Consider the following 23,186-nt stretch of genomic DNA (forward strand, 5'->3'; position numbering starts at 1 on the left):
CCGCGCGCGGGCGCGGCAGCGCGTCGACGCGTGCGGCCAGGCGCCGCAGCCACGGCGTGGCGGCCACGTCGCCGCGGTCCGGTTCCAGCAGCCGCGGCAGCAGGAAGCGGGTGGACGCGGCGGCGGCGAGCAAGCCGGCGACCGTGAACACCGCCAGCTGGCGCAGGCCGTCGACCCCGGCGACGAAGAAGGTCAGGTAGGCGATGCAGGTGGACGCCACGCCGGTCAGCAGGGTCGGCCAGATCGCGCGCGCCACCGCCACCGGGGAGCGGCCCTCGCGCAGATGACTGAACAGATGCACCGGATAGTCCTGGGCCACCCCGATCAGGGTGAAGCCGAAGGCCAGGGTGATGCCGTGCATGCTGCCGAACAGCAGCGCCACCGCGGCCACCCCGGCCAGCGCCGCGGTGGCCAGCGGCAGCACCCCGAGCAGCAGCAGGCGCCCGCTGCGGTAGGCGAACCAGAACAGCAGCACCAGCCCCAGCGAACCGATCGCACCGATGCGCGCGGCCTCGCCGGCGGTGCGGCTGCCGATCTCGACCGAGAACGCCCCCGGCCCGGTCATCGTCAGCGCACTGCCGGAGTCCCCGGCGACCTCGTCGAAGGCCGCGCGGATCGCCCCCACCACGCCCGCTTGCGCGGCCGGATCGAAGCCGGCCGCGCCGCTGCGCAGCAGCAGCAGGGCCTCGCGCCCGGTGCGGTCGAACCACACGCCGTGCAGGCGCTGCGGTGCCGCAGCCGGCTCCCAGGCCTCGGCCAGCACCAGGGTCTCGAGGGTCGGATCGGCCGGCAGCAGTGGTTCGACCAGCGAGGCCGCGGGCGAGCCGAGGTCCTGCAGCCGCGCATCGAGCTCGTCGCGCAGGAACGCCGCATCCAGCGCGCGGGTGTCCAGGGTCGGGGAGAGCAGGTAGCGGTACGGCAGCAGCCGCTCCGGGATCGCCGCCAACGCGGCGTCGCCCTCGTCGCCGTTGGCGACCAGATCCAGCCGCGGATCGCGGCGCAGCGCTTCGCCCAGGGCCTGCGACTGCCGCGCCAGTTCCGGGGCCTCGGCCCCGGACAGCGCCAGCAGCAACAGCCGCGCGCCCGGGCCGTCGCCGAGTTCGTCGATCAGCAAGCGCTGTTCGGGCGTCCGCGGCTCCGGCATGAAGGCGCGCAGATCGCCGGACAGCTGCAGCCGCTGTCCCGCCCATACGCCGGCCAGCACCAGCAGCGCCAGCCACCCCAGGGCCAGCGCGAGCCTAGGACGCATCGCCGCACCGAGAAGCGCAACCGGCTCCGCCGCGCCCGATGCCGGCGACCGGGCCGTGCAGCCGAGCAAGCTCGGCTCTACGGGGGCTTCGGGAACCGCGACGACGGCTGGCGCGCCCGCGTAGAGCGGAGCTTGCTCCGCTGCTCCCGGCTCCGAAACCCGCGACCGGGCCGTGCAGCCGAGCAAGCTCGGCTCTACGGGGGCTTCGGGGCCAGCGATGGCGGTCGGGCCGCCCTGGTAGAGCGGTACTGGCTCCGCTGTTCACGGCCGTCAGCCGCCGCCGCGGCAGAGCGCTTCGAGCGCGGCGGCATCGGTCTGCGCGTCGGCGCTGCGCGCCGCGCCAGCCAGCAGCGTGCGCTGCAGCGCGCCCTCGGCCGGCTGCGTCTCGATGCAGCGCAGTTCGGCGCCGCGGCCGTGCAGGACGATCTCGCGCACGCTGGCGGCCAGGGCCTCGTCCCTCGGCGTCAGCGTCATGCGCCAGCCCTCGCGCACGCCGCGGGTCTCGATCGCGTAGTGACGCTCGAGCGCGGCGGCATCGCCGGCCAGCAGCGCGCCGAAGCTCCCCTGCAGCGCCGCCAGTTCCGGCGCGCGCGACAGCGCGAAGCTGCGCGGCGACCGGCCCGCGCGCGCGATGGTGGCGCGGCCGTCGCGCAGGGTGGTGGTCTCGGCGTAAGGCGTGCGCACCTCCCGGACCAGGGTGCGCTCGTCGGGACGCAGATACTCGCCGGCCACGCGCAGCGGTTCCTTCAGCATCGGCGAGGCGCGCACTTCGAGGAACGACGTGCGCGCCGGCGGCGGACGCGCCAGCTTCTCCAGGACCCAGGCGCTGCCGAACCCGTCAGGCGCCGCCTGCGCCGTCGCCCAGCACGGTGCCAGCACGCACAGCAGTGCCGCGACCGCGCGTCCGGTCCGGTGCCGCCGCTTGGCCTTCGGCGCTGTCGCTGTCATCGTCGTGCTCCCAGAAATCGTAGAAATTGAACCAGTTGTACGGCGCATCGCGTACGTGATGTTCCAGACGCGCGGCGTAACGGCGGATGAGCGCGGGGATCGCCGCGGCGCGCTCGCGGCGCGCCAGGTCGATGCCGTCGCTGAACGGCTCGAACGCCAGGTCGTAGCGGTTGCCGCCGCGGTACAGCCCGAACGCCAGCGACACGGGGATCTTCAGCACCGCGGCGATGTGCCATGGCGCCATCGGAAACGCCGCCGGCGCGCCGAGGAACGGCACCCGCACCACGGCCTCGCCCGGCTGGGCGCGATCGACCAGCAGTGCGATCAGCGCGCCTTCCGCAGCGGCCCGCTGGATGTCCAGCATGATCGCCGGCCCGGACTGGCCGGCGTCGATCACGGTGGCGGCGATCTCCGGATTGAGCGCGTCCAGCACCCGCATCAGCGCCGCGCTGTGTCCCTTGTCCAGCAGCACCCGGACCTTCTGCTCCGGACGCTGGCGCGAGAGCACCCGCAGCACCTCGAAGCTGCCCAGGTGGGAGCCGAACAGCAGCACGCCGCGGCCGCGGTCGAGCTGATCGTGCAGCCCGTCCAGGCCGTCGATGCGCACGTCGAAGCGGCGCAGGTCCTCGCTGAGCAGGAATACCCGGTCGAGGATGGTCGCGGCGAAGGTATGGATGTGGCGGACCACGTCGCGCCAGCGCGCCGGGCGCCCGAGCACGCGCGCCAGGTAGGCGCGCGAGTCCCGGCGCTCCTCCGGGCGCCGCAGCAGGAAGTACAGCGCGATCGGGTACAGCAGCAGGCGGGCGAAGGCGCGTCCTCCGCTGCAGGCCACGGTGCGGATCGCGGCGAGCGCCAGCCGCCCACCGCCCTCGCGGCGGCGCTTCCACTGCGCGCTCATGCCGCGGCCACTTCGCCGCTGGCCAACAGCGTGCCGTCCTCGCCCAGCACCCGGAACTTCCAGCGCGAGGCGGCGGGATGGTCCAGTTCGACGCGCGCCATCCGCCCCGGCAGCAATGGCCGCACGAACTTGACCTGCGGCAGGCGCAACGCGCCCAGCCCGGCGTGTCCGGTCTCGATCGCCTCCAGCACCCGCTCCAGCAGCAGCACGCCGGGCACCACCGGGCGGCCGGGGAAGTGTCCGGCGAGGCTGGGATGGTCGGGCGGAATGCTGAACTGCATCGGGACAGCCGGGCGCGTGAGGCGCAAGAGGATAGCGGAACGTGACGGCGATCGTACCGTTATCGGGATAAACGCCCGTTCGGCCGCGGCGGCGCGACCGGAGCGGGGGCGCTTCCGCCGTCAGGCGCCGCGCAGCAGCCCCACCACCGCCGCGCGGGCCTGTTCGGCCAGCGCCTGGCGGCCGATCGGGCCGGACGGCCCCGCCAGCGGCAGCGGCGCACCGAAGCGCACCCGGATCGTCCCGGGACGCACCCGGAAGAACCCCTCCGGCGGCAGCACCGCGCCGGTGCCCTCCAGGGCCACCGGCAGCACCTCGGCGCCGGCCTCGATCGCGGTCTGGAACGCGCCCGGCTTGAACGGCGCCACGCTGCCGTCGCGGCTGCGCGTGCCCTCGGGAAAGATGCACAGGATCGCGCCGGCGCGCACCACCCCGGCGGCACGGTGCAGGCTGGCGGTGGCGGCGCGGCGATTGTCGCGGGGGATGAACACCATGCCCATCGCCCGCGCATACCAGCCGACGAAGGGCACCCCGGCCATCTCCTGCTTGAGCAGGAAGTGCAGCGGCACCGGCACCGCGCGGAACAGCGCGCAGATGTCGATCACCGACTGGTGGTTGGCCACCAGCACGTAGCGTCGCGACCAGTCGACCCGTTCCAGCCCCTCGACCTCCAGCCGCGCGCCGGCGCCACCGAGCAGCCCCGGCGCCCAGCAGCGCGACGCCATCCGCAGCGGCAGGTGCCGCGCGCCGCCGGACAGCGCGTACAGCAGCAGCGCCAGGCTGATCCAGCCGGCGGTCCAGAGCAGGGTGAAGCCGAACTGCAGGCCGTTGAACGCCAGCCACGGCCAGCGCCGCCATGCCCGCGGCGGGATCTGCAGGGATTCGATGCGCTCGCTCACGCGCAAAGCATAACGTGCGCCGCGCGCGCTCCGTGCCCGCATTCAGCGCATCAGGTCGCGCCAGAAGCCGGCGCCGAGGCCGGCCAGGCTGCGCAGGAACCCGGCGAAGCTGCGGTAGCGCCCCGGGAAGCGGCGCTTGCGCAGCAGGTACTCGCCGAAGAAGAAACCGCCGACGATGCCGTAGTTGAACAGGTTGGCGAACCACGACCACTGGGTGCGGGTGATGGTCCAGGGCGGCTGCACGCCGAGGCCGTCGAGCAGGCCGCCGGGCGTGGCGATCATCGCCAGCGCCAGGTTGACCAGCGCCAGCGCCGCGAGCAGCAGTGCCCAGGCCGCGGTCAGGGCGCGGGTGTAGATGCGCAGTTCGGCCGGCAGCTGCGCCGGTTCGACCCGATCCAGCGCCGCGACGATGCGCGAGATCAGCGGTGCCCGCCCCGGCCGCAACGTCCGCCCGAACACCCAGGCGATCAGGCCGATGAACGCCACCGGCACCAGCAGCAGCGGCAGGGCGGCATGGCCGGCGCGAAACAGCGCCCAGGCCCCGGCGAGGAGCAGCGGCAGCGCCAGCCAGGCCCAGATGCGGCGGGCCGCCAGCGGCGCCGCCAGCACCAGCAGCACCAGCACCAGCAGCGCCCCCAGCGCCAACCCTGCGCTGTCGAGCGCGCTGGCCAGATGGGCGAGCAGCGCATAGCCGAGCGCCAGCGCGATCTCGACGGTCAACAGCACCCGCGGTCCCTCCACCCGTTGGCGCGACCGGCAAGGGACGGCGAACGCTGCGGCACGCGCCGGAACGCGCGTGCCGGCACGGCGGTGCTGCCGCGACGGTCTGCGGACCGGGGGCCTGGGCGGTTCACCGGCGGCTGCGCCGCCCGCGGGACATGCGTCTCACGTCGTCCGGTGCTGCTCGACATGCGCGGACAGCGCGCGCAGCGAGGCGAAGATGCGCAGGTTCTCCTCGTTGTCCGAGCGCAACTGGAAGCCGTAGCGCTTGCTGATCGCCAGCGCCAGTTCCAGCGCGTCGATCGAGTCGAGGCCCAGCCCGGTGTTGAACAACGCCGCCTCCGGATCGATCTGCGCCGGCTCCACGTCCTCCAGGTTCAGGTTCTCGACCAGGAGTTCGGCCAGTTCGCGCTCGGCGGGCGTTTGGTTGGGCATGCTCGGTTCCGTCTCGGTGAATGGCGGCGCGGCGGCGGCGGTCCGGCATGCGCCGGGCCCGCGCTATGATGCGCGCCCGGAATGATGGCATGGCCCGACGGCCACGGCGAGATGTCGAACCAGAACACCCCCGACGGCGCCTCCGCTGGCGCCAGCGAGATCGACGTGCTGGTGATCGGCGGCGGCCCCGCCGGCAGCACCGCGGCGGCCCTGCTGGCCGGCCGCGGCTGGCGCGTGGTCCTGCTGGAGAAGGACGCCCACCCGCGCTTCCACATCGGCGAATCGCTGCTGCCGATGAACCTGCCGATCCTCGAGCGCCTGGGCGTGCTCGAGCAGGTGCGGGCGATCGGCGTGCACAAGGCCGGCGCCGATTTCTCGCGGCCCGACGACAGCACCAACGTGTTCCGCTTCTCGCGCGCCCTGTCGCCGCGCTACGACTACGCCTTCCAGGTGCCCCGCGCCGAGTTCGACCGGCTGCTGTTCGCGCGCGCCCGCGACTGCGGGGTCGACGCGCGCGAGCGGGTCCGCGTGGAGCGCGTGGAGTTCGGCGCCGATGGCCGCCCGGCGACCGTGCACGCCCGCGACGCCGGCGGGGCCGCGCTGGCCTTCCGCCCGCGCTACCTGGTCGACGCCAGCGGCCGGGACACCTTCCTCGGCAACAAGCTCAAGCTCAAGCGCCGCAGCCGCAGGCACCAGTCGGCGGCGATCTTCAGCCACTTCCGCGGCGTGGCGCGGCGGGCGGGCGAGGATGCAGGCAACATCACCGTCGACCGCTTCGAGCATGGCTGGTACTGGCTGATCCCGCTTCCCGACGACGTGATGAGCGTCGGCGCGGTGTGCTCGCCGGAGTACCTCAAGCGGCGCCGCGGCGACAACGAGTCGTTCCTGATGCAGACCCTGGCGGCGCGCTCCTCGGTATGGCGGCGGATGCAGGACGCCGAGCGCATCGCGCCGGTGCACGCCACCGGCAACTACACCTACGGCTGCACCCGCATGGCCGGCCCGGGCTGGGTGATGGTGGGCGACGCCTACGCGTTCGTTGATCCGGTGTTCTCCTCGGGGGTGTACCTGGGCATGAAGAGCGCGGAGCTCGCCGGCGACGTGGTCGACGGCGCCCTGCGCGATCCGCGGCGCGAGCACGCGCTGCAGCGCGACATGGCGAGGCGGCTGTCGCGCGGGCTGGAGCATTTCTCCTGGTTCATCCACCGCTTCACCACGCCGGTGATGGAGCGGATCTTCGCCGCGCCGCGCAACGTCCTGAAACTGGAACAGGCGGTGATCTCGATGCTGGCCGGCGACGTGTTCGACACCCCCGCGGTGCTGTGGCGGCTGCGCGCGTTCCGGCTGTTGTACGCGCTCAACGCCGTCGCGATCGCACCGCAGGCGCTGCGCGGCTGGTGGCGCCGGCGACGGACCGCTGCCGCCTTCTCCGGCGACACGCTGCAGGAGGGCAACCCTTGAGCCGCCCGCTCACCGCGGGCGCCGAGGAGCCGGCGCGCCTGCAGGTCGACTACGTCGACGCCGCCAGTCCCGACCCGCTGCTCGGCGACGACGTGCTGGCGGTGCTCGGCTTCGGGCGCGCGGCCCCGGCCAGCGGCGACCCGCGCTACCTGCACGTGCCGCTGCAGCCGTACGGCGCCGCCCCGCTGGAAGTCTGGCGCGCCAATGCCCCGGTGCGCAGCGGCCGCGACGGCGCCATCGCCTGGGCCAGCGACGGACACCTCGGCTTCGGCGCGATCGAGATCGAGGAGGGTGCCGGCGGCGTCACCGAGGCGGCGCGGCGCGGCTACGCGGCGCTGACCCGCTTCGTCTCCGCCGGCGACACCCCGCACCTGCTGCGCATCTGGAACTACCTCGATGCGATCACCCTGGGCGAGGGCGACGCCGAGCGCTACCGCCAGTTCTGCCTGGGGCGGGCCGCCGGGCTCGGCACGTTCGACACCGGGCGGCTGCCGGCCGCCACCGCGACCGGCCGCTGCGACGACGCCCGCGTGGTGCAGATCTACTGGCTGTCGGCGCGCGAGCCGGGCACGCCGCTGGAGAACCCGCGCCAGCTCAGCGCCTACCGCTATCCGCGCCAGTACGGCCCGCAGTCGCCCAGCTTCGCCCGCGCCATGCTGCCGGCCGACGGCCACGCGATGCCGCTGCTGCTCTCGGGCACGGCCAGCATCGTCGGCCACGTCTCGCAGCACGCCGGCGAGCTGCAGGCGCAGCTGGAGGAGACCTTCGCCAATTTCGACGCGCTGCTGGGCGCGGCGCGCGCGGCGCGGCCGTCGCTGCCGGCCCGCTTCGGCGCCGGCACCCGGCTGAAGGTCTACGTGCGCGACCGCGACGACCTGCCGCTGGTGGCGCGCGCCCTCGACGAGCGCTTCGGCGACCGCGTGCCGCGGGTCCTGCTCCACGCCGCGATCTGCCGCCGCGAGCTGGCGGTGGAGATCGACGGGGTGCACAGCTGAGCCCCCAGCGATACGGGCCTTGACGCGCCGCTTCGCGGGTCTTGGACTATCCTGACCGCCTTGCCAACGCGGGAGAGACACGATGGGTCTGATCAGCCTGCTCTGGGGCATCGTCGCGATGCTGTGGATGATCGTCGCGCTGTTCCCGCTGCTGGGATGGGGCAACTGGTTCCTGATCCCGTTCGCGGCGATCGGCGCCATCATCGCCGCGATCGGCATCGCCCTGACCTCGCCGGCCAACCGCGGCCGCGCCAAGACCGGCCTGCTGCTCAACGGCATCGTGATCGTGGTCGGCATCTTCCGGCTGATGCTGGGCGGCGGAATCATCTAGCGCCGCCCTCCTGCGACGCGGAAATGCTCGACGTCCACGAAACGATGCGGGGCGGCAGGCCCGGCTTCGTGCCGGTGGACGCGCGCAGCCCCGACCTCCACGCGGCCGGGCGCGTGCCCGGCGCCGTCAACCTGCCGCACCGCAAGATCGTCGCGTCGAAGCTGGCGGCGTTTCCGGCCGCGATGCGGTTCGTCGTGTCCTGCGCCGGTCCGCACTGCAACGGCGCCGCCCGCGGCGCATGAAGCGCAACGTCGCGATCCTGGTGTTCGAGGACGCCGAGGTCCTGGACTTCGCCGGTCCGTTCGAAGTGTTCGCGGTCACCTCGCAGTTGAACGAAGGTCGGTACTTCGACGTTGGGCTGGTCGCCGCGGACCGGTCGCCCGTGCGCGCGATGAACGGCATGACCGTGGTCCCGAACTGGACCTGGCAGCGCATGCCGGCACCGGACGTGCTGGTGGTCGTCGGCGGCCTGGGATCGCGGCGGGCGATGACCGATGCGCCCCTGCTCGCCTGGGTCGCGCAGGCGGCTGCCTCGGCCGAGGTGGTGCTGTCGGTCTGCGGCGGCGCGCGCATCGTCGGCGCACTGGGCCTGCTCGACGATCGCGACGCCACCACCCACCACCAGGTCTTCGACGAGCTGCAGGCGATCGCGCCCGCGGCGCGCCTGCGCCGCGATGCGCGCGTCGTCGACGCCGGCAGGATCGTGACCACCGGCGGCATCAGCGCCGGTATCGACGGCGCCTTCCACGTGGTCTCGCGGCTGCTCGGCGAGCCCGTCGCGCAGCGCACCGCCGCCTACATGGAGTACCGCTGGGACTCCGGATGCGCCGTCGCGGCCGCCTCGCAGACGTGACCGGCGCCCGCGTCCGGCACCGCGAGGGCGCGCGACCGGGACGGGCGTCGATCCTGGCGGGACGAACGGTCCGGGCCCGTTGCGCGGGGCGTCGGGCGGTCCTAGCGTGCAGGTGCGGTCGCTTCGCCCCACCACGCCGCCGGGGCGCTGCCGGCCGGGTGCCCGCCATCGGACCGGATGCCGCGGCGACTGCTTCCTGCATCCGTTCCCCAACAGGAGATCCATCCCATGATGTCGACGATCGGCATGGCAAGCCTGCTTTTCCTGGTGATCTATGGCCCGGGCCCCGCGTGGGAGCCCGGCAAGCCGACGCGCGAGCAGCCCCTGCAGCAACACGGGAGCTACATGCTGGACCTGCATGAGCAGGGGGTGATGCGGGAGGCCGGCGGCTTCGTCGACGCCGACGGCGGCGCCGCGGTGATCTTCGCCGTCGACGAGCGGCAGGCCCGCTCGATTCTCGATACCGATCCCGCGATCGAGCGCGGCGTGATGAGCTACACCCTCAGGCAGTGGGCGCCGCTGGACTGGACGGCGCTCGGCGAGCGGCGCAGGGCGCGGCGGGAGCAGGAGGCTGCGGGGGCGGAGCACCCGGCACCCGAGCCGGCTCCGCAGGACTGACCAACCGGGCGCCTCCGCGGCCGGCCCCATCACCGCGATGCGGACGGGCCCGGATCGGCATGGCCGGATCCCGGCCTGCGCCGGGATGACGGTACGGGAGCAGCGGCCATCCTCCGGGCGCAGCCCGAAGCGCTGTACACCCGCCGAACGCTGGTCGTCCCGTGGCCCACGCCCGCGACCGGGCTCGCGGGCGGCCCTACAATGGCGCAATGAGCCGACTGCCGATCCGACCCAGGCGCATGCGTCGCGACGACTTCTCGCGACGGCTGATGCGCGAGCACGTCCTGACCTGCGACGATCTGATCTGGCCGGTGTTCGTGCACGAGCGCGACGGCCGCGCCGCGGTGCCGTCGATGCCGGGCGTCGAGCGCGTCTCGGTCGACGAGCTGATGCGGCTGGGCGAGCAGGCCTGCGCGTTGCGCATTCCCGCCCTGGCGCTGTTCCCGGTGACCGCGCCGGAAGCCAAGACCCTGGACGCGGCCGCGGCCTGGGCCGACGACGGCCTGGTGCAGCGCGCGGTGCGCGAACTCAAGCAGCGCTTCCCGCAGCTGGGCGTGATCACCGACGTGGCGCTCGACCCCTATACCGCCCATGGCCAGGACGGCCTCACCGACGCCAGCGGCTACGTGGTCAACGACGCCACGGTCGAGGCGCTGGTGAAGCAGGCGCTCTCGCACGCCGCCGCCGGCGCCGACGTGGTCGCCCCCAGCGACATGATGGACGGGCGCATCGGCGCGATCCGCGATGCGCTCGAGCGCCAGGGCCTGGTCCACACCCGCATCCTCGCCTACGCCGCCAAGTACGCCTCGGCGTTCTACGGGCCGTTCCGCGATGCGGTGGGTTCGGCCGCCGCGCTCGGCAAGGCCGACAAGGCCAGCTACCAGATGGACCCGGCCAATGCCGACGAGGCCCTGCGCGAGGTGGAGCTCGACCTCGCCGAGGGCGCCGACATGGTGATGGTCAAGCCCGGCCTGCCCTACCTGGACATCGTGCGCCGGGTGAAGGACGCCTTCGGCGTGCCCACCTTCGCCTACCAGGTCAGCGGCGAGTACGCGATGCTCAAGGCCGCGGCGCAGCAGGGCTGGCTGGACGAGCGCAGCTGCGCGCTGGAGTCGCTGCTGGCCTTCAAGCGCGCCGGCGCCGACGGCGTGCTCACCTACCATGCGCCGGATGCGGCGCGCTGGCTGCGCGACCAGGACTAGCTGTGTCGACCCAGGACGTCGTTCCGTGGAAGCTGAAGGCGACTGACAAGCGGCTATACGCGAAGCCTCGCCCTCTGCCGTTCGGTCAGGTCGAAGCCGTCGTACGATCCGGCACCCGGTCTTGCATCGCAGCCGTCGATCGGCTGCGCGATCCCGGGGCCCTGGTCCGGGCGTCGTACGCGACGCGTGATCAGAGCGTCCATGCCGCGCGCAACCCGCCTCGCTACGCGCTCGCGCAGACGGCGCGCGGGTTAGACTGGCCGCAGCCCGAGCGACGAGCAGCCCGATGACCCAGCACGATCCCGCCGCCACCCTCCGCTTCGCCGTCTTCGGCCATCCGGTCGCGCATTCGCTGTCGCCGCAGATCCACGCCGCGTTCGCGCGCGAGCTCTCGATCGCCCTGGAATACACGGCCATCGACGCCACTGCGGAGACTTTCCCCGACGCGCTCGCGCGCTTCGCCGCGGCGGGCGGCGCGGGCGCCAACGTCACCCTGCCGCTCAAGCAGCAGGCGGCGGCGCTGTGCGGCAGCCTCGGCGACGGCGCGCGGCGCAGCGGCGCGGTCAACACCCTGGTGCGCAGCAACGGCGGCTGGCACGGCGAGAACACCGACGGCCGCGGCCTGGTGCGCGACCTCACCGAGCGCCACGGACTCGACCTGCGCCAACGACGCACCCTGCTGATCGGCGCCGGCGGCGCGGCACGCGGCGTGGCGCCAGCGCTGCTCGAGGCCGGGATCGGCGACCTGTTCGTGGTCAACCGCACCCCGGAACGCGCCGATGCCCTGGCCGATACGTTGGGCGAGCCGGCACGCGTACACCCGCGCTATCTCGCCGACCTCGCCAGCCTCGGCGAGTTCGACCTGATCGTCCACGCCACCTCGGCGACCCGCGACGCGGCGCTGCCGGCGCTGCCGATGTCGCTGGTCGGCACCCGCGCCGCTGCCGTGGACGTCAATTACGGCGAGGTCGCGATCCCGTTCCTGGCCTGGGCGCGCGCCGCCGGCGCGCGCGACGCCATCGACGGACTGGGCATGCTGGTGGAGCAGGCGGCCGAGAGCTTCCGCCTCTGGCACGGCCGCCGCCCGGCCACCGACGAGGTCTACGCCGGCTTGCGCGAGCGCTACGCCGCCCTGGTCACCGCCGACTGATCCCTTCGCGCGCCGCGCCCGTAGAGCGGAGCTTGCTCCGCTGCGCGGGCTCCGGAGCCGAGAGCAGCGGAGCAAGCTCCGCTCTACGAAGGCGGGCCAAGCCCGGCGACGCGGGTGCCGGAGCCCCGGGCCAAGCCCGGCGACGCGGGTGCCGGAGCCCCGGGCCAAGCCCGGCGACGCGGGTGCCGGAGTCCCGGGCCAAGCCCGACGACGCGGGTGCCGGAGTCCCGGGCCAAGCCCGGCGATGCGGGTGCCGGAGCCCCGGGCCGGCGCCGGCGGCGCGGGTGCCGAAGCCTCCGTCCGGACCCGGTGTCGGAGGCACCAAGGTCCGGGAGACGGGGCCGGGATCAGCCGCCGGGAAAACCCGCCAGGTACTCGTCCTTCAAGCGCACATAGTGCGCAGCGCTGTAGTGCAGACCTTCGATCTCGGCATCGCTGAGCGTGCGCAGCCGGCGCGCGGGGTTGCCCACCCACAATTCGCCCTCGCCGACGGTCTTGCCGGGCGGCACCAGCGCGCCGGCGCCGACGAATGCGTGCCGCTCCACCACCGCGCCATCGAGCACGATCGCGCCCATCCCGATCAGCGCCGCGTCGCCGATCCTGCAGGCATGGATCACCGCCTTGTGACCGATGGTGACGTCCTCGCCGATCGTGGTGGCGAAGCCGCCGAGCTTGGCGTGCGGACCGTCGTGGCTGACGTGGATCACGCAGCCGTCCTGGACGTTGCTGCGCGCGCCGATGCGCACGAAGTTGACGTCGCCGCGGATCACGGTGAACGGCCAAACCGAGACGTCGTCGCCGAGCGCGACGTCGCCGATCACTGTGGCGGCGGGATCGACGTAGACGCGCTCGCCGAGTTCGGGGCGCCGGTCGCGATAGGGGCGAAGATTCATCGGCATGGACGGATGCGGGAATCGCCCCAGCTTACCGGACGGTCAACCGTGACGCGGATGCCACGCAACGCCGCCGCGGCGCTCCGCCGCTACACTGCCCGCATGCCCGCCCACAGCGACACGCCGATCGAGGAACTCCCGCCGACGCTGGGCCGGCTGCGCGACGCCTGGCGCGCGCGCAAGCCCGACCGGACCCAGCGCGGCGACGACCTGGCGAGGCTGCGGGCCGCGCTCAGGAGCCGCCTCGACGAGATGGCGGCCGCCATCGCCGCCGACTTCGGCCACCGCTCGGTGCACGAGTCGCTGGTCGCCGACGGGCTGACGGTGCTGTCCGAGATCGACCACCTGCGCGCCAATCTGCGCCGCTGGGCGAAGCCGCGGCGGGTCGGCGCCGGCTGGCGGCTGTGGCCGGCGCGCGCCGAGGTGCGGATGGAGCCGGTGGGCGTGGTGGGGGTGATCTCGCCGTGGAACTACCCCGTCAACCTCGCGCTGATCCCGCTGGCCACGGCGATCGCCGCCGGCAACCACGTCTACCTCAAGCCATCCGAACTGACCCCACGCACGGCGGAATTCCTGCGGGCGCTGCTGGCCGAGGTGTTTCCGCCCGGGCGCGTGGCGGTGGCGCTGGGCGGCAGCGACACCGGTGCGGCGTTCGCGGCGCTGCCGTTCGACCACCTGGTGTTCACCGGCTCGACCGCGGTCGGGCGCAAGGTGATGGCGGCGGCCGCCGCCAATCTCACCCCGCTCACGCTCGAACTCGGCGGCAAGTCCCCGGCGATCGTCTGCGCCGACTTCCCGCTGGAACAGGCCGCGGCGCGGCTGGCCACCGGCAAGTGGTTCAACGGCGGCCAGACCTGCATCGCCCCCGACTACGTGCTGGTGGATGCGGCGCGGCGCGACGCCCTGGTCGAGGCGCTGCGGCGCGAAGTGCGCGCGCGCTATGCCGGCGACGGCGCCGCCAGCGACTACACCCGCATCATCAACAGCGCGCACGCCGCCAGGCTGCAGGGCTACCTCGACGACGCGGCCCGGCGCGGGCTGACCACGGTCGCGCTGGCGGAGCTCGACGGCGACCGCCTGCTGGCGCCGACCGTGGTGCTCGACCCGCCCGACGACGCGGCGCTGATGCAGGAGGAGATCTTCGGTCCGATCCTGCCGGTCCTTGGCTACGCCACGCTGGACGAAGCGATCGCCTTCGTCGCCGCGCGCGACCGCCCGCTGGCGCTCTACCCCTTCAGCCGCGACCGCCGCTGCGTCGAACGCATTCTCGATGGCGTGCTGGCCGGTGGCGTCACCGTCAACGACACCCTGCTGCATTTCGGCGCGAACGCATTGCCGTTCGGCGGCATCGGCGCCAGCGGCATGGGCGCCTATCACGGCCGCGCCGGATTCGACGCGATGAGCAAGGCGCTGCCGATCCTGTGGCAGCGGCGCCTGGCCGCCAGCGACCTGCTCAAGCCACCCTACGCACGCATCGACCGCATCGTCCGCTGGCTGGTGCGTTGACCGCGCCGCGGTCCGGCCGGGACCGGAGCCGCGGAAGACGGCCGGCCGGCTCCGAAGCTCGCGCGCGTCGGCGATAATCGAGCTTCCGATGACAGGGGGCGGCACGATGGGCAGAGTCCTGGCGGTATCGCTGATCCTGGCGGCCTGCTCCGCCTGCGCGCAGGCGTCGGACGGCTATGCCGAAGCCCGCAACGCCTCCCGGGCCGCCTACCAGGCCGGGGACTTCGAGGCGGCGCTCGCGCACGCCCGGGACATGGCCACGCATCGCCCCGGCTATCCGCCGGCGCTGGCGGCGGTGGCGAGGACCGAGGCCCGGCTGGGCCGCGCGGAAGACGCGCTGGCCACGCTCATCGGCCTGGCCGAGGCCGATGTCGCGGTGGACGTCTCCGGGGTGGCCGATTTCGCGGGCGTCCGCGAACTGCCCGGCTACGCGCGGCTGGAGATGCTGCAGTCCGCCCTCATGGCGCCGGCGGGCGAGCACTCCGTCGCCGCCCGGCTGGACGACCCCGGGTTCGTCCCCGAGGGCATCGCCGTGGACGCCGAAGGGCGCCTGTACCTGGGCTCGATCCGCTACGGCCGGATCGTGCGGATCGGCTCCGCGGGGGTCGAGACGTTCGCCGCGTCCGGCGCCTCGGGCCTGGCCAGCGTCTTCGGCCTCCGGATCGACGAGGCGAACGGCCTGCTCTGGGCCGCGACCGCGATGATGCCCCAGGCGGTGGACTTCGATCCCGAACGCGCCGGCGCCAGCGGCATCCTGCGCTTCCGGCTCGCCGACGGTGCGCCGGTGGATGCGCACTGGCTGCCCGAGGACGGCGCCGAGCACGTGCTGGGCGACCTGATCGTGATGGACGAGCACCTGGCCGTCGCCACGGACAGCGCCGGCGGCGCGATTCTCGAACTCGACACGCGCACCGGCAGGTTCACCCCGCTGGTGGAGCCCGGCCGCCTGGAGTCCCCGCAGGGCATCGCGTTCGATCCGCGACGCGACGCGTACTTCGTCGCCGACTGGGGCGGCGGCCTGCATCGCCTGGAGCGCGCTTCGGGCCGGCTGGAGCGAGTGGAAGGCTCGCCTGGCGCCCTGCTGTACGGCATCGACGGCCTGTACCTGCACGGCGGCGACCTGATCGCGGTGCAGAACATGTCCCAGCCGCACCGCGTCACCCGGATCGCGCTGGACGCCACGGGACACCGCGTCGTCCGTCAGGACATCCTGGCGCGCGCGCTGCCGGAATTCGACGAGCCCACGCTGGGCACCGTCGACGGCGATACCTTCTACCTCGTCGCCAACAGCCACTGGAACCGGTTCGGCGCCGACAACCGCCTGCAGGACCCGGACTCCCTGACGGGCCCGACGGTGCTCGCCATCCCGCTCGGCGAGTGACGACAGCCAGGAATCGCGGCATTCCTCGCCGCGGCCGCTCCCCGGGCGGGAGACGCCTGAAGGCGTTGCCCTGGACTGGTACCGTATGCGCCGCCGCGGCCGCCGCGCCACGCCGGAGAACCCCGCCATGAAAATCGCCAGCTGGAACGTCAACTCGCTCAACGTGCGCCTGCCGCACCTGGAGCAATGGCTGCGCGACGCCGCGCCCGACGTGGTCGGGCTGCAGGAAACCAAGCTCGAGGATCCGAAATTCCCCGACGCGGTACTGGCCGGGCTGGGCTACCGCAGCGTGTTCCACGGGCAGAAGACCTACAACGGCGTGGCGATCCTGGCGCGCGAGCGCGCCATCGAGGACGTGCAGATGGGCATCCCCGGCTTCGAGGACGACCAGAAGCGGGTGGTGGCGGCGACCGTCGACGGGGTGCGCCTCGTCAACCTGTACGTGGTCAACGGCCAGGACGTGGGCACCGACAAGTACGCCTACAAGCTGCGCTGGCTGGATGCGGTGCACGACTGGGTGGCGCGCGAGCTGGCGGCGCACCCGAAGCTGGTGGTGCTGGGGGACTTCAACATCGCGCCGGATGCGCGCGACGTGCACGACCCGACGGTCTGGAACGACGAGCACATCCTCACCTCCGCCGCCGAACGCGCGGCGCTGCAGCGGCTGCTCGCGCTGGGCCTGCACGACGCATTCCGCCTGCACAGCGAGGAGGCGGGGATCTTCAGCTGGTGGGACTACCGGCAGGCGGCGTTCCGCCGCGGCATGGGGCTGCGCATCGACCTGACCCTGGTGTCGGAGGCGCTCAAGCCGCTGGCGGTCGCCTCCGGCATCGATCGCGAGCCGCGCACCTGGGAGCGCCCCAGCGACCACGCGCCGGCATGGGTGGAACTGGCGCAAGCGTAGGCCGCAGCGTCCGTCCAACCGCGGGGGCGCGCCGGCGGCAGCGCGATCCCCGGCGCACGGGCAGCCTGACTGCCGCGGCGCGTGCATCACGACTATCGTCGCTCGCACGGCGTCGCGACCGCCATCGCTCCCGCAGCGCCGCGGCGGAGACCCGCGCCCGGCGCTAGTCGAACAGCTTGCCCGGGTTCATCACGCCGTTCGGATCCAGCGCGCGGCGGATGCCGCGCATCGCCGCGATCTCCTCGGCGCTGCGAGTGCTCTGCAGGTGGTCCTTCTTGACCAGGCCGATGCCGTGCTCGGCGGAGATGCTGCCGCCGTGGCGGTGCAGCAGCCCGGCGAGCAGGCCGGTGACGCGACCGCACTGCGCCATGAAGTCCGCGTCCGCCACGTCGTCGGGCTGCAGCACGTTGATGTGCAGGTTGCCGTCGCCGATGTGGCCGAACCAGACCACGTCGAACTGCGGATAGGCCTCGCTCAGCAGGGCCTGCGCCTGGGCCAGGAACTCGGGCATGGCCGAGATCCGCACCGAAACGTCGTTCTTGTACGGGCGGTAACGCGCCACCGCCTCGGTGATGCCCTCGCGCAGGCGCCACAGCTGCCCCGCCTGTTCCTGGCTCTGTGCGATCGCGCCGTCGAGGATCCAGCCCCGCTCGCTGCAGGCCTCGAACGCGGCCAGCCCGGCGGCCTGCTGGGCCTCGTCGGCGGCGTCGAACTCGGCCACGACGTAATACGGATACACGGCATCGAACGGATTGGCGCCGCCGTGCGCGAGCACGTGGTGCAGGCCGCGCTCGGTCAGAAACTCGAACGCCTGCAGCCGCAGCCGCGCGCGGAACTCGGCGAACACTCGCATCAGCACGTCGAACGAGGGCAGCGCCAGCAGCACGGTCTGCGCCGGCGGCGCCGGCTCGGTGAGCTTCAGCGTGGCCTCGACCACGATGCCCAGGGTGCCCTCGGCGCCGATCGCCAGGTGGCGCAGGTCGTAGCCGCTGGAGTTCTTGATCAGCCCGCGGTTGAGGTCGAGCAGGTCGCCCGCGCCGGTGACCAGCTTCAGCCCGGCCACCCACTCGCGGGTGTTGCCGTAGCGGATCACGCGGATGCCGCCGGCGTTGGTGGAGACGTTGCCGCCGATGCTGCAGGAGCCGCGCGCACCGAAGTCCACAGGATAGGCCAGTCCATGCGCGGCCGCGGCCTCGTGCACGGCCTGGAGGGCGATCCCCGGCTCCACGGTGAGGCTGCGGTCGACGGCGTCGAAGCCGAGCACGCGATGCATCCGCTCCAGGCTCACCACCAGTTCGCCGTTGGCCGCCACCGCGCCGCCGGACAGTCCGGTCCGGCCGCCGGACGGCACCAGGGCGGTGCCCCGGGCGTTGGCCCAGCGCACGATCGCCTGCACCTGCGCAACGTCGTCCGGCAGGGCGATCGCCAGCGGCGCCGGGATCCAGCGCCGGGTCCAGTCGCGGCCGTAGTGCTCGAGGTCGGCCGGATCGGTCTTGAGATGGAGGCCGGGGACGGCCTGGCGCAGGGCGTCGAGATGCGGGTCGGTCATCGGGTCCAGGCGGATGGGGAATGGGAGGGCGTCGCTGCCGCGAGTCTGGATGCTTTTCGGCGGGCCGTCATGTCCGGCGCCTCCCTGGATGCCCGCCTGCGCGGGGACCGGAGCTGATGTTGCGGTGCAACGACACGCCGAGCATAGTGGACCATTCCCCTACCCGCCGCCCCGACCGACGCAATGACCCTCACGACCTCGTTTCCCAAGCGGGACATCCGCGTGCTGCTGCTGGAAGGAATCAGCCAGACCGCCGTCGATGCGTTCCGCGCCGCCGGCTACTCCAGCATCGAAGTGCACGACAAGTCGCTGCCCGAGGCGGAGCTGGCGCGCGCGATCGCCGACGCCCATCTGATCGGCATCCGCTCGCGCACCCAGCTCGATGCCGAGGTGCTGGCGCAGGCGCGGCGGCTGATCGCGGTGGGCTGCTTCTGCATCGGCACCAACCAGGTGGACCTGCAGGCCGCGGAGCTGGCCGGCATTCCGGTGTTCAACGCGCCCTATTCCAATACCCGCAGCGTCGCCGAGCTGGTGATCGCCGAGGCGATCCTGCTGATGCGCGGGGTCCCGCGCCGCAACGCCGAATGCCACCGCGGCGGCTGGTCCAAGTCCGCCGCCGGCAGCCACGAGGTGCGCGGCAAGACCATCGGCATCGTCGGCTACGGCCATATCGGCACCCAGGTCGGGGTGCTGGCCGAGGCGCTGGGCATGCAGGTGCTGTTCCACGACGTCGAGGCCAAGCTGTCGCTGGGCAACGCCCGCGCCGCCGCAAGCCTGCAGGACCTGCTCGCGCACAGCGATATCGTCTCGCTGCACGTGCCGGAAACGCCCGCGACGCAGGGGATGTTCGGCGCCGCCGAGATCGCGGCGATGAAGCCCGGCGCGCACCTGATCAACGCCTCGCGCGGCACCGTGGTCGACATCGACGCGCTCGCCGCGGCGCTGCGGGACGGCCGGGTGGGGGGCGCAGCGGTGGACGTGTTCCCGGTGGAGCCCAAGGGCAGGGACGAGACCTTCGAGTCGCCGCTGCGCGGCCTCGACAACGTGATCCTCACGCCGCACGTCGGCGGCAGCACCCTGGAGGCGCAGGACAACATCGGCGTCGAGGTGGCGGCCAAGCTGGTCCGCTACAGCGACAACGGCTCCACCCTCTCGGCGGTGAACTTCCCCGAGGTCGCGCTGCCCGGCCATGAGGGCAGCCTGCGCATCCTCCACATCCATCGCAACGTGCCGGGCGTGCTGTCGCGCGCCAACGACCTGTTCCGCGAACACGGCATCAATATCGACGGCCAGTTCCTGCGCACCGACAGCCACGTCGGCTACGTGGTCATCGACATCTCCGCAACCGTCGAGCAGGCCCACGACCTGCGCAGCGCCCTGGCCGGCATCCCCGGCACGCTGCGCACGCGGGTGCTGTACTAGGAGCCGTGATTGGTGATTCGTAGAAGCACCGCGCCCCGCCCTTGCCAATCACGAATCACGAATCACCGCTCCACATAAAGAAGGCCCGGCGGTGCCGGGCCTTCGTGCCGCGCTACCTTGGGTGCGACTTTCAGCGCACGCGGCCGCGGCGGAACAGGTTGACGATCGCCAGCAGAATGACGGCGCCGATCAGCGAGACCACGACGCTCATGATCGAGATGCCGTCGTTGATCGAGCCCGCCCCCAGCAGCGGACCGATCAGCCAGCCGCCGATGAAGGCGCCGACGATGCCGACCACGATGTTGAGGATGATGCCCTGTTGCGCGTCGGTCTTCATGACCAGGCTGGCGAGCCAGCCGACGATGCCGCCCACGATCAACCAGATGATGATGCCCATGCTCCGGACTCCTTGCTTCGCTGAAGGGATATGAAACGCTCCCCGGGTCGGGGCGGAGCCAGTGTCCACGGCGATACGTGACGGCTGCGTCAGCGGTGTACGAAATGTCGGCAGCGTGGTCCGATCAGGACGAATCGCCGCGAAGCAGCGCAAGCAGCGCCGCGCGCGGCAGCTTGCCGGTCTCGTTGCGCGGCAGCGCCGGCACCAGCCGCAGCCGGCGCGGCAGGAACACCGGGTCCAGGCTGCGGCGCAGCGCGGCGTGGATCGCGGCCTCGTCCAGGCCCGGAGCCACCGCCAGCGCTGCGATGCGGCGCACGCCGCCGGCATCGGCCTGGTCGAGCTGCAGCATCGCGCCGTCCTCGACGCCCGGGATCGCCAGCAGGCGCCGGGTGAGGTCGGCCAGGGAGGCGCGCTTGCCGGCGATCTCCAGCAGATCGGCCTGGCGCCCGCACAGCAGGAAGCCGCCGCCGGGCTGCAGTTCCACCAGGTCGGCCAGCGTCACCGCCGCAGGCATGCAATCGCGTTCGACCAGGGTGCCGTCGGGCTGCGGATGCAGGCGCACGCCCGCCAGCGGCGTCCACACGGTTTCGAGCGCGGTGCGGCGCCGGGCGATGATGCAGGTCTCGGTGGAGCCGAAGGTCTCCCGCACCTCGCAGCCGAAGCGTGTCTCGGCCGCCGCGGCCAGCGCCTGCGACAGCGGCGCGGTGGCGCTGACGATGCCCGCCAGCGGCGGCACCGCGACTTCCGATTCCAGCAGCGCGCGCAGGTGCACGGGCGTGGTCACCAGCAGTCGCGGGGCGTCGATCGCGCGCAACGCCGCGGCGACGTCGCCGGGAAAGAACGGCCGCGCGGCATGCACCGCGGCACCGGCCAGCAGCGGGAACAGCACCGACATCTCGATGCCGTACATGTGCTGCGCCGGCACGGTGGCGACCAGCCCTGGCGTGGCGTCCGGCGGCCAGAGATCGGCCAGCGCCTCGAGGTTGCGCGCGGTACCGACGCGGAATGCGGCCCAATGCTTGCGGTTCGGCTTCGGCGCCCCGGTGCTTCCCGAGGTGAAGCCGATCGCCACCAGCTGGGCATCGTCGATCTCCGGCACCGGCCCGTCCAGCTCCGGCAGCGGGTCGAGCATGCGCACGAAATGCGGCAGCGGCGAGAGCGACTCTGCCTGGCAACCGCAGGGATCGAGGTCGCCGATGCAGTAGCTGTCGGGATGCTGCGCGCGCACCTCGTCGATCGCCACGCGCGTGCGCGCGGGCGGCAGCAGCGTGGTCTGCCCGCGCAGCGCCACCGCGCAGAACGCCACCAGGAAACGGTAACGGTCCTCGCACAGGTTCACCGCGCAGGGAACCGCGGGCAGGCGCGCCGCCAGGCCGCGGACCTGGGCCAGGAAGGTGCCGAGGGCGACCGGGCGTCCGTCGACGACCGCCACGGTCCGGGCCGGATCGCCGGTGGCGAGCGGATGCCTGCGGCTGGCGGGTGCCGGTCGCGGCGGATGGCTGTCGATCACTGCGGACATCTGTTCGATCCGGGCGACGCGCTGGCCGCCTTGGCTGGATTCCTGCCGCGGCGGTCGCCGCGCCCCTGGCCGATAGCTTACGCTGCGGGCCCGCGCCCGGGCCAAGGGGCGGTTCATATTGCCTTCCGATGCCGTCCCTGCCTGCCGGCCAGCTCGAACTCGAATCGGTCCGCTGCGCCTGGCGACCGCACCGCCGCGGGCAGCCCGCCGAGCCGCTGGTACGCGACTGGCTGGGCGGGCAGCTCGACATCGCCCCCGGCGCGCTGGCACTGGAACGCAGCGCCCACGGACGCCCAAGGTTCGCCGCCGACCCCCGGCGCCACGACGTGAGCTGGAGCCACAGCGGCGACGGCCTGCTGATGGCGCTCGGCGAGGGGGTGCAGCTGGGCTGCGACCTGGAATGGCTGCGGCCGCGGCCGCGCGCGCTGGAACTGGCGCGGCGTTATTTCACCGTCGCCGAGGCGGATTGGCTGGCCGGACTGGCCCCCGCGGTGCGCGAGCCCGGCTTCGTGCGGATGTGGTGCGCCAAGGAGGCGGTGCTGAAGGCCTACGGCCGCGGCATCGCCTTCGGCCTGCACCGGCTGGAGTTCGCCGAGCGCGCCGGTGCGCTGGTGCTGCGCGCCTGCGACCCGGCGCTGGGCCGGCCGGACGAATGGACCCTGCGCGCGTTCGATCCCGCGCCCGGCTATCTGGCCACCCTCGCCTGGCGGATGGCATAGCGGCCCCGCCCCCCTAGGAGCGGCCCATGCACGTGTAGGAGCGGGCCATGCACGCGAAAGCCGGCGCGGTGTGCCATGCCCGGAATCACCGCCCACCCGACCGGAGCCGCCCGCGGCCTTTGCGGCCATGGGCCGCTCCTACGGGAGAACGCCGTGGCTGCTGCGGCAACGGCCGCTGCAGCCACGGCGGCTCCTACAATGGCGGACATGGCCGCAACCATCGACCCGCAGACGCGCGAGACCCTCGAGGCAGGCCTGTCGGCGCTCCACCTGGATACCGCACTCGCCGCACCGCTGCTGGATTACCTGGCACTGCTGCAGCGCTGGAACCGCGCCTACAACCTCACAGCGGTGCGCGAGCCGCAGGCGATGGTGACCCGGCACCTGCTCGATTCCCTGGCGATGCTGCCGCACCTGCCGGCGCAGGGCCGCCTGGCCGACCTGGGCACCGGCCCCGGCCTTCCCGGCATCCCGCTGGCGATCGCGCGGCCGGCGCTGCAGGTGGCGCTGGTGGAGTCGAACGGCAAGAAGGCGCGGTTCCTGCGCGAGGCGGTGCGCAGCCTGGGTCTGGACAACGCGCGGGTGCTGGAATCGCGCGCCGAGGCCGTCGACGAGCCCGGGGCCCACGACCTCGTCACCGCCCGCGCGCTGGCCAGCCTGGCCGACATCCTGGCCGTGGGCGGCCATCTCCTGGCCCCCGGCGGCCGCCTGCTGGCGCTCAAGGGGGTGCGCCCGGACGCCGAGATCGCCGCGCTGCCCCAGGGCTGGGAGCTCGAGGCCCTGCACCCGCTGGCGGTGCCCGGCCTGGACGCCGAGCGCCACCTGGCGGTGGTGCGGCGGGCCGCCTGAACGGCCCCG

25 protein-coding genes are annotated in these 23,186 nt (G+C 73.2%); 14 read left to right on the plus strand and 11 right to left on the minus strand.

Going from position 1 to position 23,186, the window contains the following annotated elements; all coding sequences use genetic code 11:
- The 7 genes from H0E84_RS13585 to H0E84_RS13615 all read right to left on the minus strand — a co-directional run.
- Positions 1–1,249 (minus strand): MMPL family transporter (locus H0E84_RS13585; RefSeq protein WP_486624446.1); only part of this gene is annotated, 1,249 nt, incomplete at its 3' end.
- Positions 1,250–1,519: 270 nt separating this feature from the next.
- Positions 1,520–2,197: a LolA-related protein gene (locus H0E84_RS13590; protein ID WP_180679197.1), complete on the minus strand. Its 678-nt coding sequence runs from the start codon at positions 2,195–2,197 to the stop codon at positions 1,520–1,522.
- The gene (locus H0E84_RS13595; RefSeq protein ID WP_180679198.1) at positions 2,088–3,095 is read right to left on the minus strand and encodes a lysophospholipid acyltransferase family protein; all 1,008 of its coding nucleotides are present in this window, start codon (positions 3,093–3,095) and stop codon (positions 2,088–2,090) included. Before H0E84_RS13595 ends, H0E84_RS13590 begins: the two co-directional genes overlap by 110 nt.
- Positions 3,092–3,376 carry an ApeI family dehydratase gene (locus tag H0E84_RS13600; RefSeq protein WP_180679199.1) on the minus strand — a complete coding sequence of 95 codons (285 nt, stop codon included), beginning with the start codon at positions 3,374–3,376 and terminating at the stop codon, positions 3,092–3,094. Before H0E84_RS13600 ends, H0E84_RS13595 begins: the two co-directional genes overlap by 4 nt.
- Before the next feature lie 120 nt (positions 3,377–3,496).
- Positions 3,497–4,246, minus strand: a complete 750-nt coding sequence (locus H0E84_RS13605; protein WP_345776322.1) for a lysophospholipid acyltransferase family protein — start codon at positions 4,244–4,246, stop codon at positions 3,497–3,499.
- Positions 4,247–4,315: 69 nt separating this feature from the next.
- Positions 4,316–4,999, minus strand: coding sequence for a COG4648 family protein (locus tag H0E84_RS13610; RefSeq protein ID WP_345776321.1), 684 nt, complete (start codon positions 4,997–4,999; stop codon positions 4,316–4,318).
- A gap of 159 nt (positions 5,000–5,158) precedes the next feature.
- A complete protein-coding gene (locus H0E84_RS13615) occupies positions 5,159–5,428 on the minus strand; it encodes a phosphopantetheine-binding protein (protein ID WP_180679201.1) in 270 nt (89 codons plus the stop codon).
- Positions 5,429–5,539: 111 nt separating this feature from the next.
- On the opposite strand from H0E84_RS13615, the gene H0E84_RS13620 reads away from it, so the two are divergent.
- The 8 genes from H0E84_RS13620 (at position 5,540) to aroE (ending at position 12,038) form a co-directional block, all read left to right on the plus strand.
- Positions 5,540–6,889 (plus strand): NAD(P)/FAD-dependent oxidoreductase, encoded by a 1,350-nt coding sequence (locus tag H0E84_RS13620; RefSeq protein ID WP_180679227.1) that lies wholly within the window; start codon positions 5,540–5,542, stop codon positions 6,887–6,889.
- Complete coding sequence (locus H0E84_RS13625; protein WP_180679202.1) at positions 6,886–7,884, plus strand: chorismate transformation FkbO/Hyg5 family protein; 999 nt, start codon at positions 6,886–6,888, stop codon at positions 7,882–7,884. The genes H0E84_RS13620 and H0E84_RS13625 overlap by 4 nt, the downstream gene beginning before the upstream one ends.
- An 82-nt stretch (positions 7,885–7,966) precedes the next feature.
- On the plus strand, positions 7,967–8,215 hold the full coding sequence (locus H0E84_RS13630) for a hypothetical protein (RefSeq protein WP_180679203.1): 249 nt from the start codon (positions 7,967–7,969) through the stop codon (positions 8,213–8,215).
- Positions 8,216–8,238: 23 nt separating this feature from the next.
- On the plus strand, positions 8,239–8,457 hold the full coding sequence (locus H0E84_RS13635) for a rhodanese-like domain-containing protein (RefSeq protein ID WP_219339752.1): 219 nt from the start codon (positions 8,239–8,241) through the stop codon (positions 8,455–8,457).
- The gene (locus H0E84_RS13640) at positions 8,454–9,068 is read left to right on the plus strand and encodes a DJ-1/PfpI family protein (RefSeq protein ID WP_180679204.1); all 615 of its coding nucleotides are present in this window, start codon (positions 8,454–8,456) and stop codon (positions 9,066–9,068) included. Before H0E84_RS13635 ends, H0E84_RS13640 begins: the two co-directional genes overlap by 4 nt.
- Before the next feature lie 228 nt (positions 9,069–9,296).
- Entirely contained in the window at positions 9,297–9,686 is a 390-nt protein-coding gene (locus H0E84_RS13645; protein ID WP_180679205.1) for a YciI family protein, read from the plus strand.
- Between the two features lie 209 nt (positions 9,687–9,895).
- Positions 9,896–10,888 carry a porphobilinogen synthase gene (hemB, locus tag H0E84_RS13650; RefSeq protein WP_180679206.1) on the plus strand — a complete coding sequence of 331 codons (993 nt, stop codon included), beginning with the start codon at positions 9,896–9,898 and terminating at the stop codon, positions 10,886–10,888.
- Positions 10,889–11,174: 286 nt separating this feature from the next.
- The gene (gene aroE, locus H0E84_RS13655) at positions 11,175–12,038 is read left to right on the plus strand and encodes a shikimate dehydrogenase (protein WP_180679207.1); all 864 of its coding nucleotides are present in this window, start codon (positions 11,175–11,177) and stop codon (positions 12,036–12,038) included.
- A 347-nt stretch (positions 12,039–12,385) separates the two neighbouring features.
- Here aroE and H0E84_RS13660 read toward each other — a convergent pair whose 3' ends face one another.
- On the minus strand, positions 12,386–12,931 hold the full coding sequence (locus H0E84_RS13660; protein WP_180679228.1) for a gamma carbonic anhydrase family protein: 546 nt from the start codon (positions 12,929–12,931) through the stop codon (positions 12,386–12,388).
- Positions 12,932–13,033: 102 nt separating this feature from the next.
- On the opposite strand from H0E84_RS13660, the gene H0E84_RS13665 reads away from it, so the two are divergent.
- The 3 genes from H0E84_RS13665 to xth all read left to right on the plus strand — a co-directional run bounded on the left by H0E84_RS13665 (position 13,034) and on the right by xth (position 16,722).
- Complete coding sequence (locus tag H0E84_RS13665; protein WP_219339753.1) at positions 13,034–14,437, plus strand: coniferyl aldehyde dehydrogenase; 1,404 nt, start codon at positions 13,034–13,036, stop codon at positions 14,435–14,437.
- Positions 14,438–14,543: 106 nt separating this feature from the next.
- Positions 14,544–15,818: a tetratricopeptide repeat protein gene (locus H0E84_RS13670; protein WP_180679209.1), complete on the plus strand. Its 1,275-nt coding sequence runs from the start codon at positions 14,544–14,546 to the stop codon at positions 15,816–15,818.
- A gap of 127 nt (positions 15,819–15,945) precedes the next feature.
- Positions 15,946–16,722 carry an exodeoxyribonuclease III gene (xth, locus tag H0E84_RS13675; protein ID WP_180679210.1) on the plus strand — a complete coding sequence of 259 codons (777 nt, stop codon included), beginning with the start codon at positions 15,946–15,948 and terminating at the stop codon, positions 16,720–16,722.
- Positions 16,723–16,885: 163 nt separating this feature from the next.
- Here xth and H0E84_RS13680 read toward each other — a convergent pair whose 3' ends face one another.
- The gene (locus H0E84_RS13680; RefSeq protein ID WP_180679211.1) at positions 16,886–18,271 is read right to left on the minus strand and encodes an FAD-binding oxidoreductase; all 1,386 of its coding nucleotides are present in this window, start codon (positions 18,269–18,271) and stop codon (positions 16,886–16,888) included.
- A gap of 183 nt (positions 18,272–18,454) precedes the next feature.
- On the opposite strand from H0E84_RS13680, the gene serA reads away from it, so the two are divergent.
- Positions 18,455–19,693 (plus strand): phosphoglycerate dehydrogenase, encoded by a 1,239-nt coding sequence (gene serA, locus H0E84_RS13685; RefSeq protein ID WP_180679212.1) that lies wholly within the window; start codon positions 18,455–18,457, stop codon positions 19,691–19,693.
- 130 nt (positions 19,694–19,823) lie between these two features.
- Here serA and H0E84_RS13690 read toward each other — a convergent pair whose 3' ends face one another.
- Entirely contained in the window at positions 19,824–20,090 is a 267-nt protein-coding gene (locus tag H0E84_RS13690) for a GlsB/YeaQ/YmgE family stress response membrane protein (protein ID WP_180679213.1), read from the minus strand.
- A 124-nt stretch (positions 20,091–20,214) separates the two neighbouring features.
- On the minus strand, positions 20,215–21,609 hold the full coding sequence (locus H0E84_RS13695) for an AMP-binding protein (RefSeq protein ID WP_180679214.1): 1,395 nt from the start codon (positions 21,607–21,609) through the stop codon (positions 20,215–20,217).
- Between the two features lie 128 nt (positions 21,610–21,737).
- Between H0E84_RS13695 and H0E84_RS13700 the strand changes: the two genes are divergently transcribed.
- A complete protein-coding gene (locus H0E84_RS13700; protein WP_180679215.1) occupies positions 21,738–22,328 on the plus strand; it encodes a 4'-phosphopantetheinyl transferase family protein in 591 nt (196 codons plus the stop codon).
- Positions 22,329–22,535: 207 nt separating this feature from the next.
- A complete protein-coding gene (rsmG, locus tag H0E84_RS13705) occupies positions 22,536–23,177 on the plus strand; it encodes a 16S rRNA (guanine(527)-N(7))-methyltransferase RsmG (protein WP_257644226.1) in 642 nt (213 codons plus the stop codon).
- The last annotated feature ends 9 nt before the right edge of the window (positions 23,178–23,186 follow it).

It is taken from the genome of Luteimonas salinisoli (assembly GCF_013425525.1).
Classification (GTDB): domain Bacteria; phylum Pseudomonadota; class Gammaproteobacteria; order Xanthomonadales; family Xanthomonadaceae; genus Luteimonas; species Luteimonas salinisoli.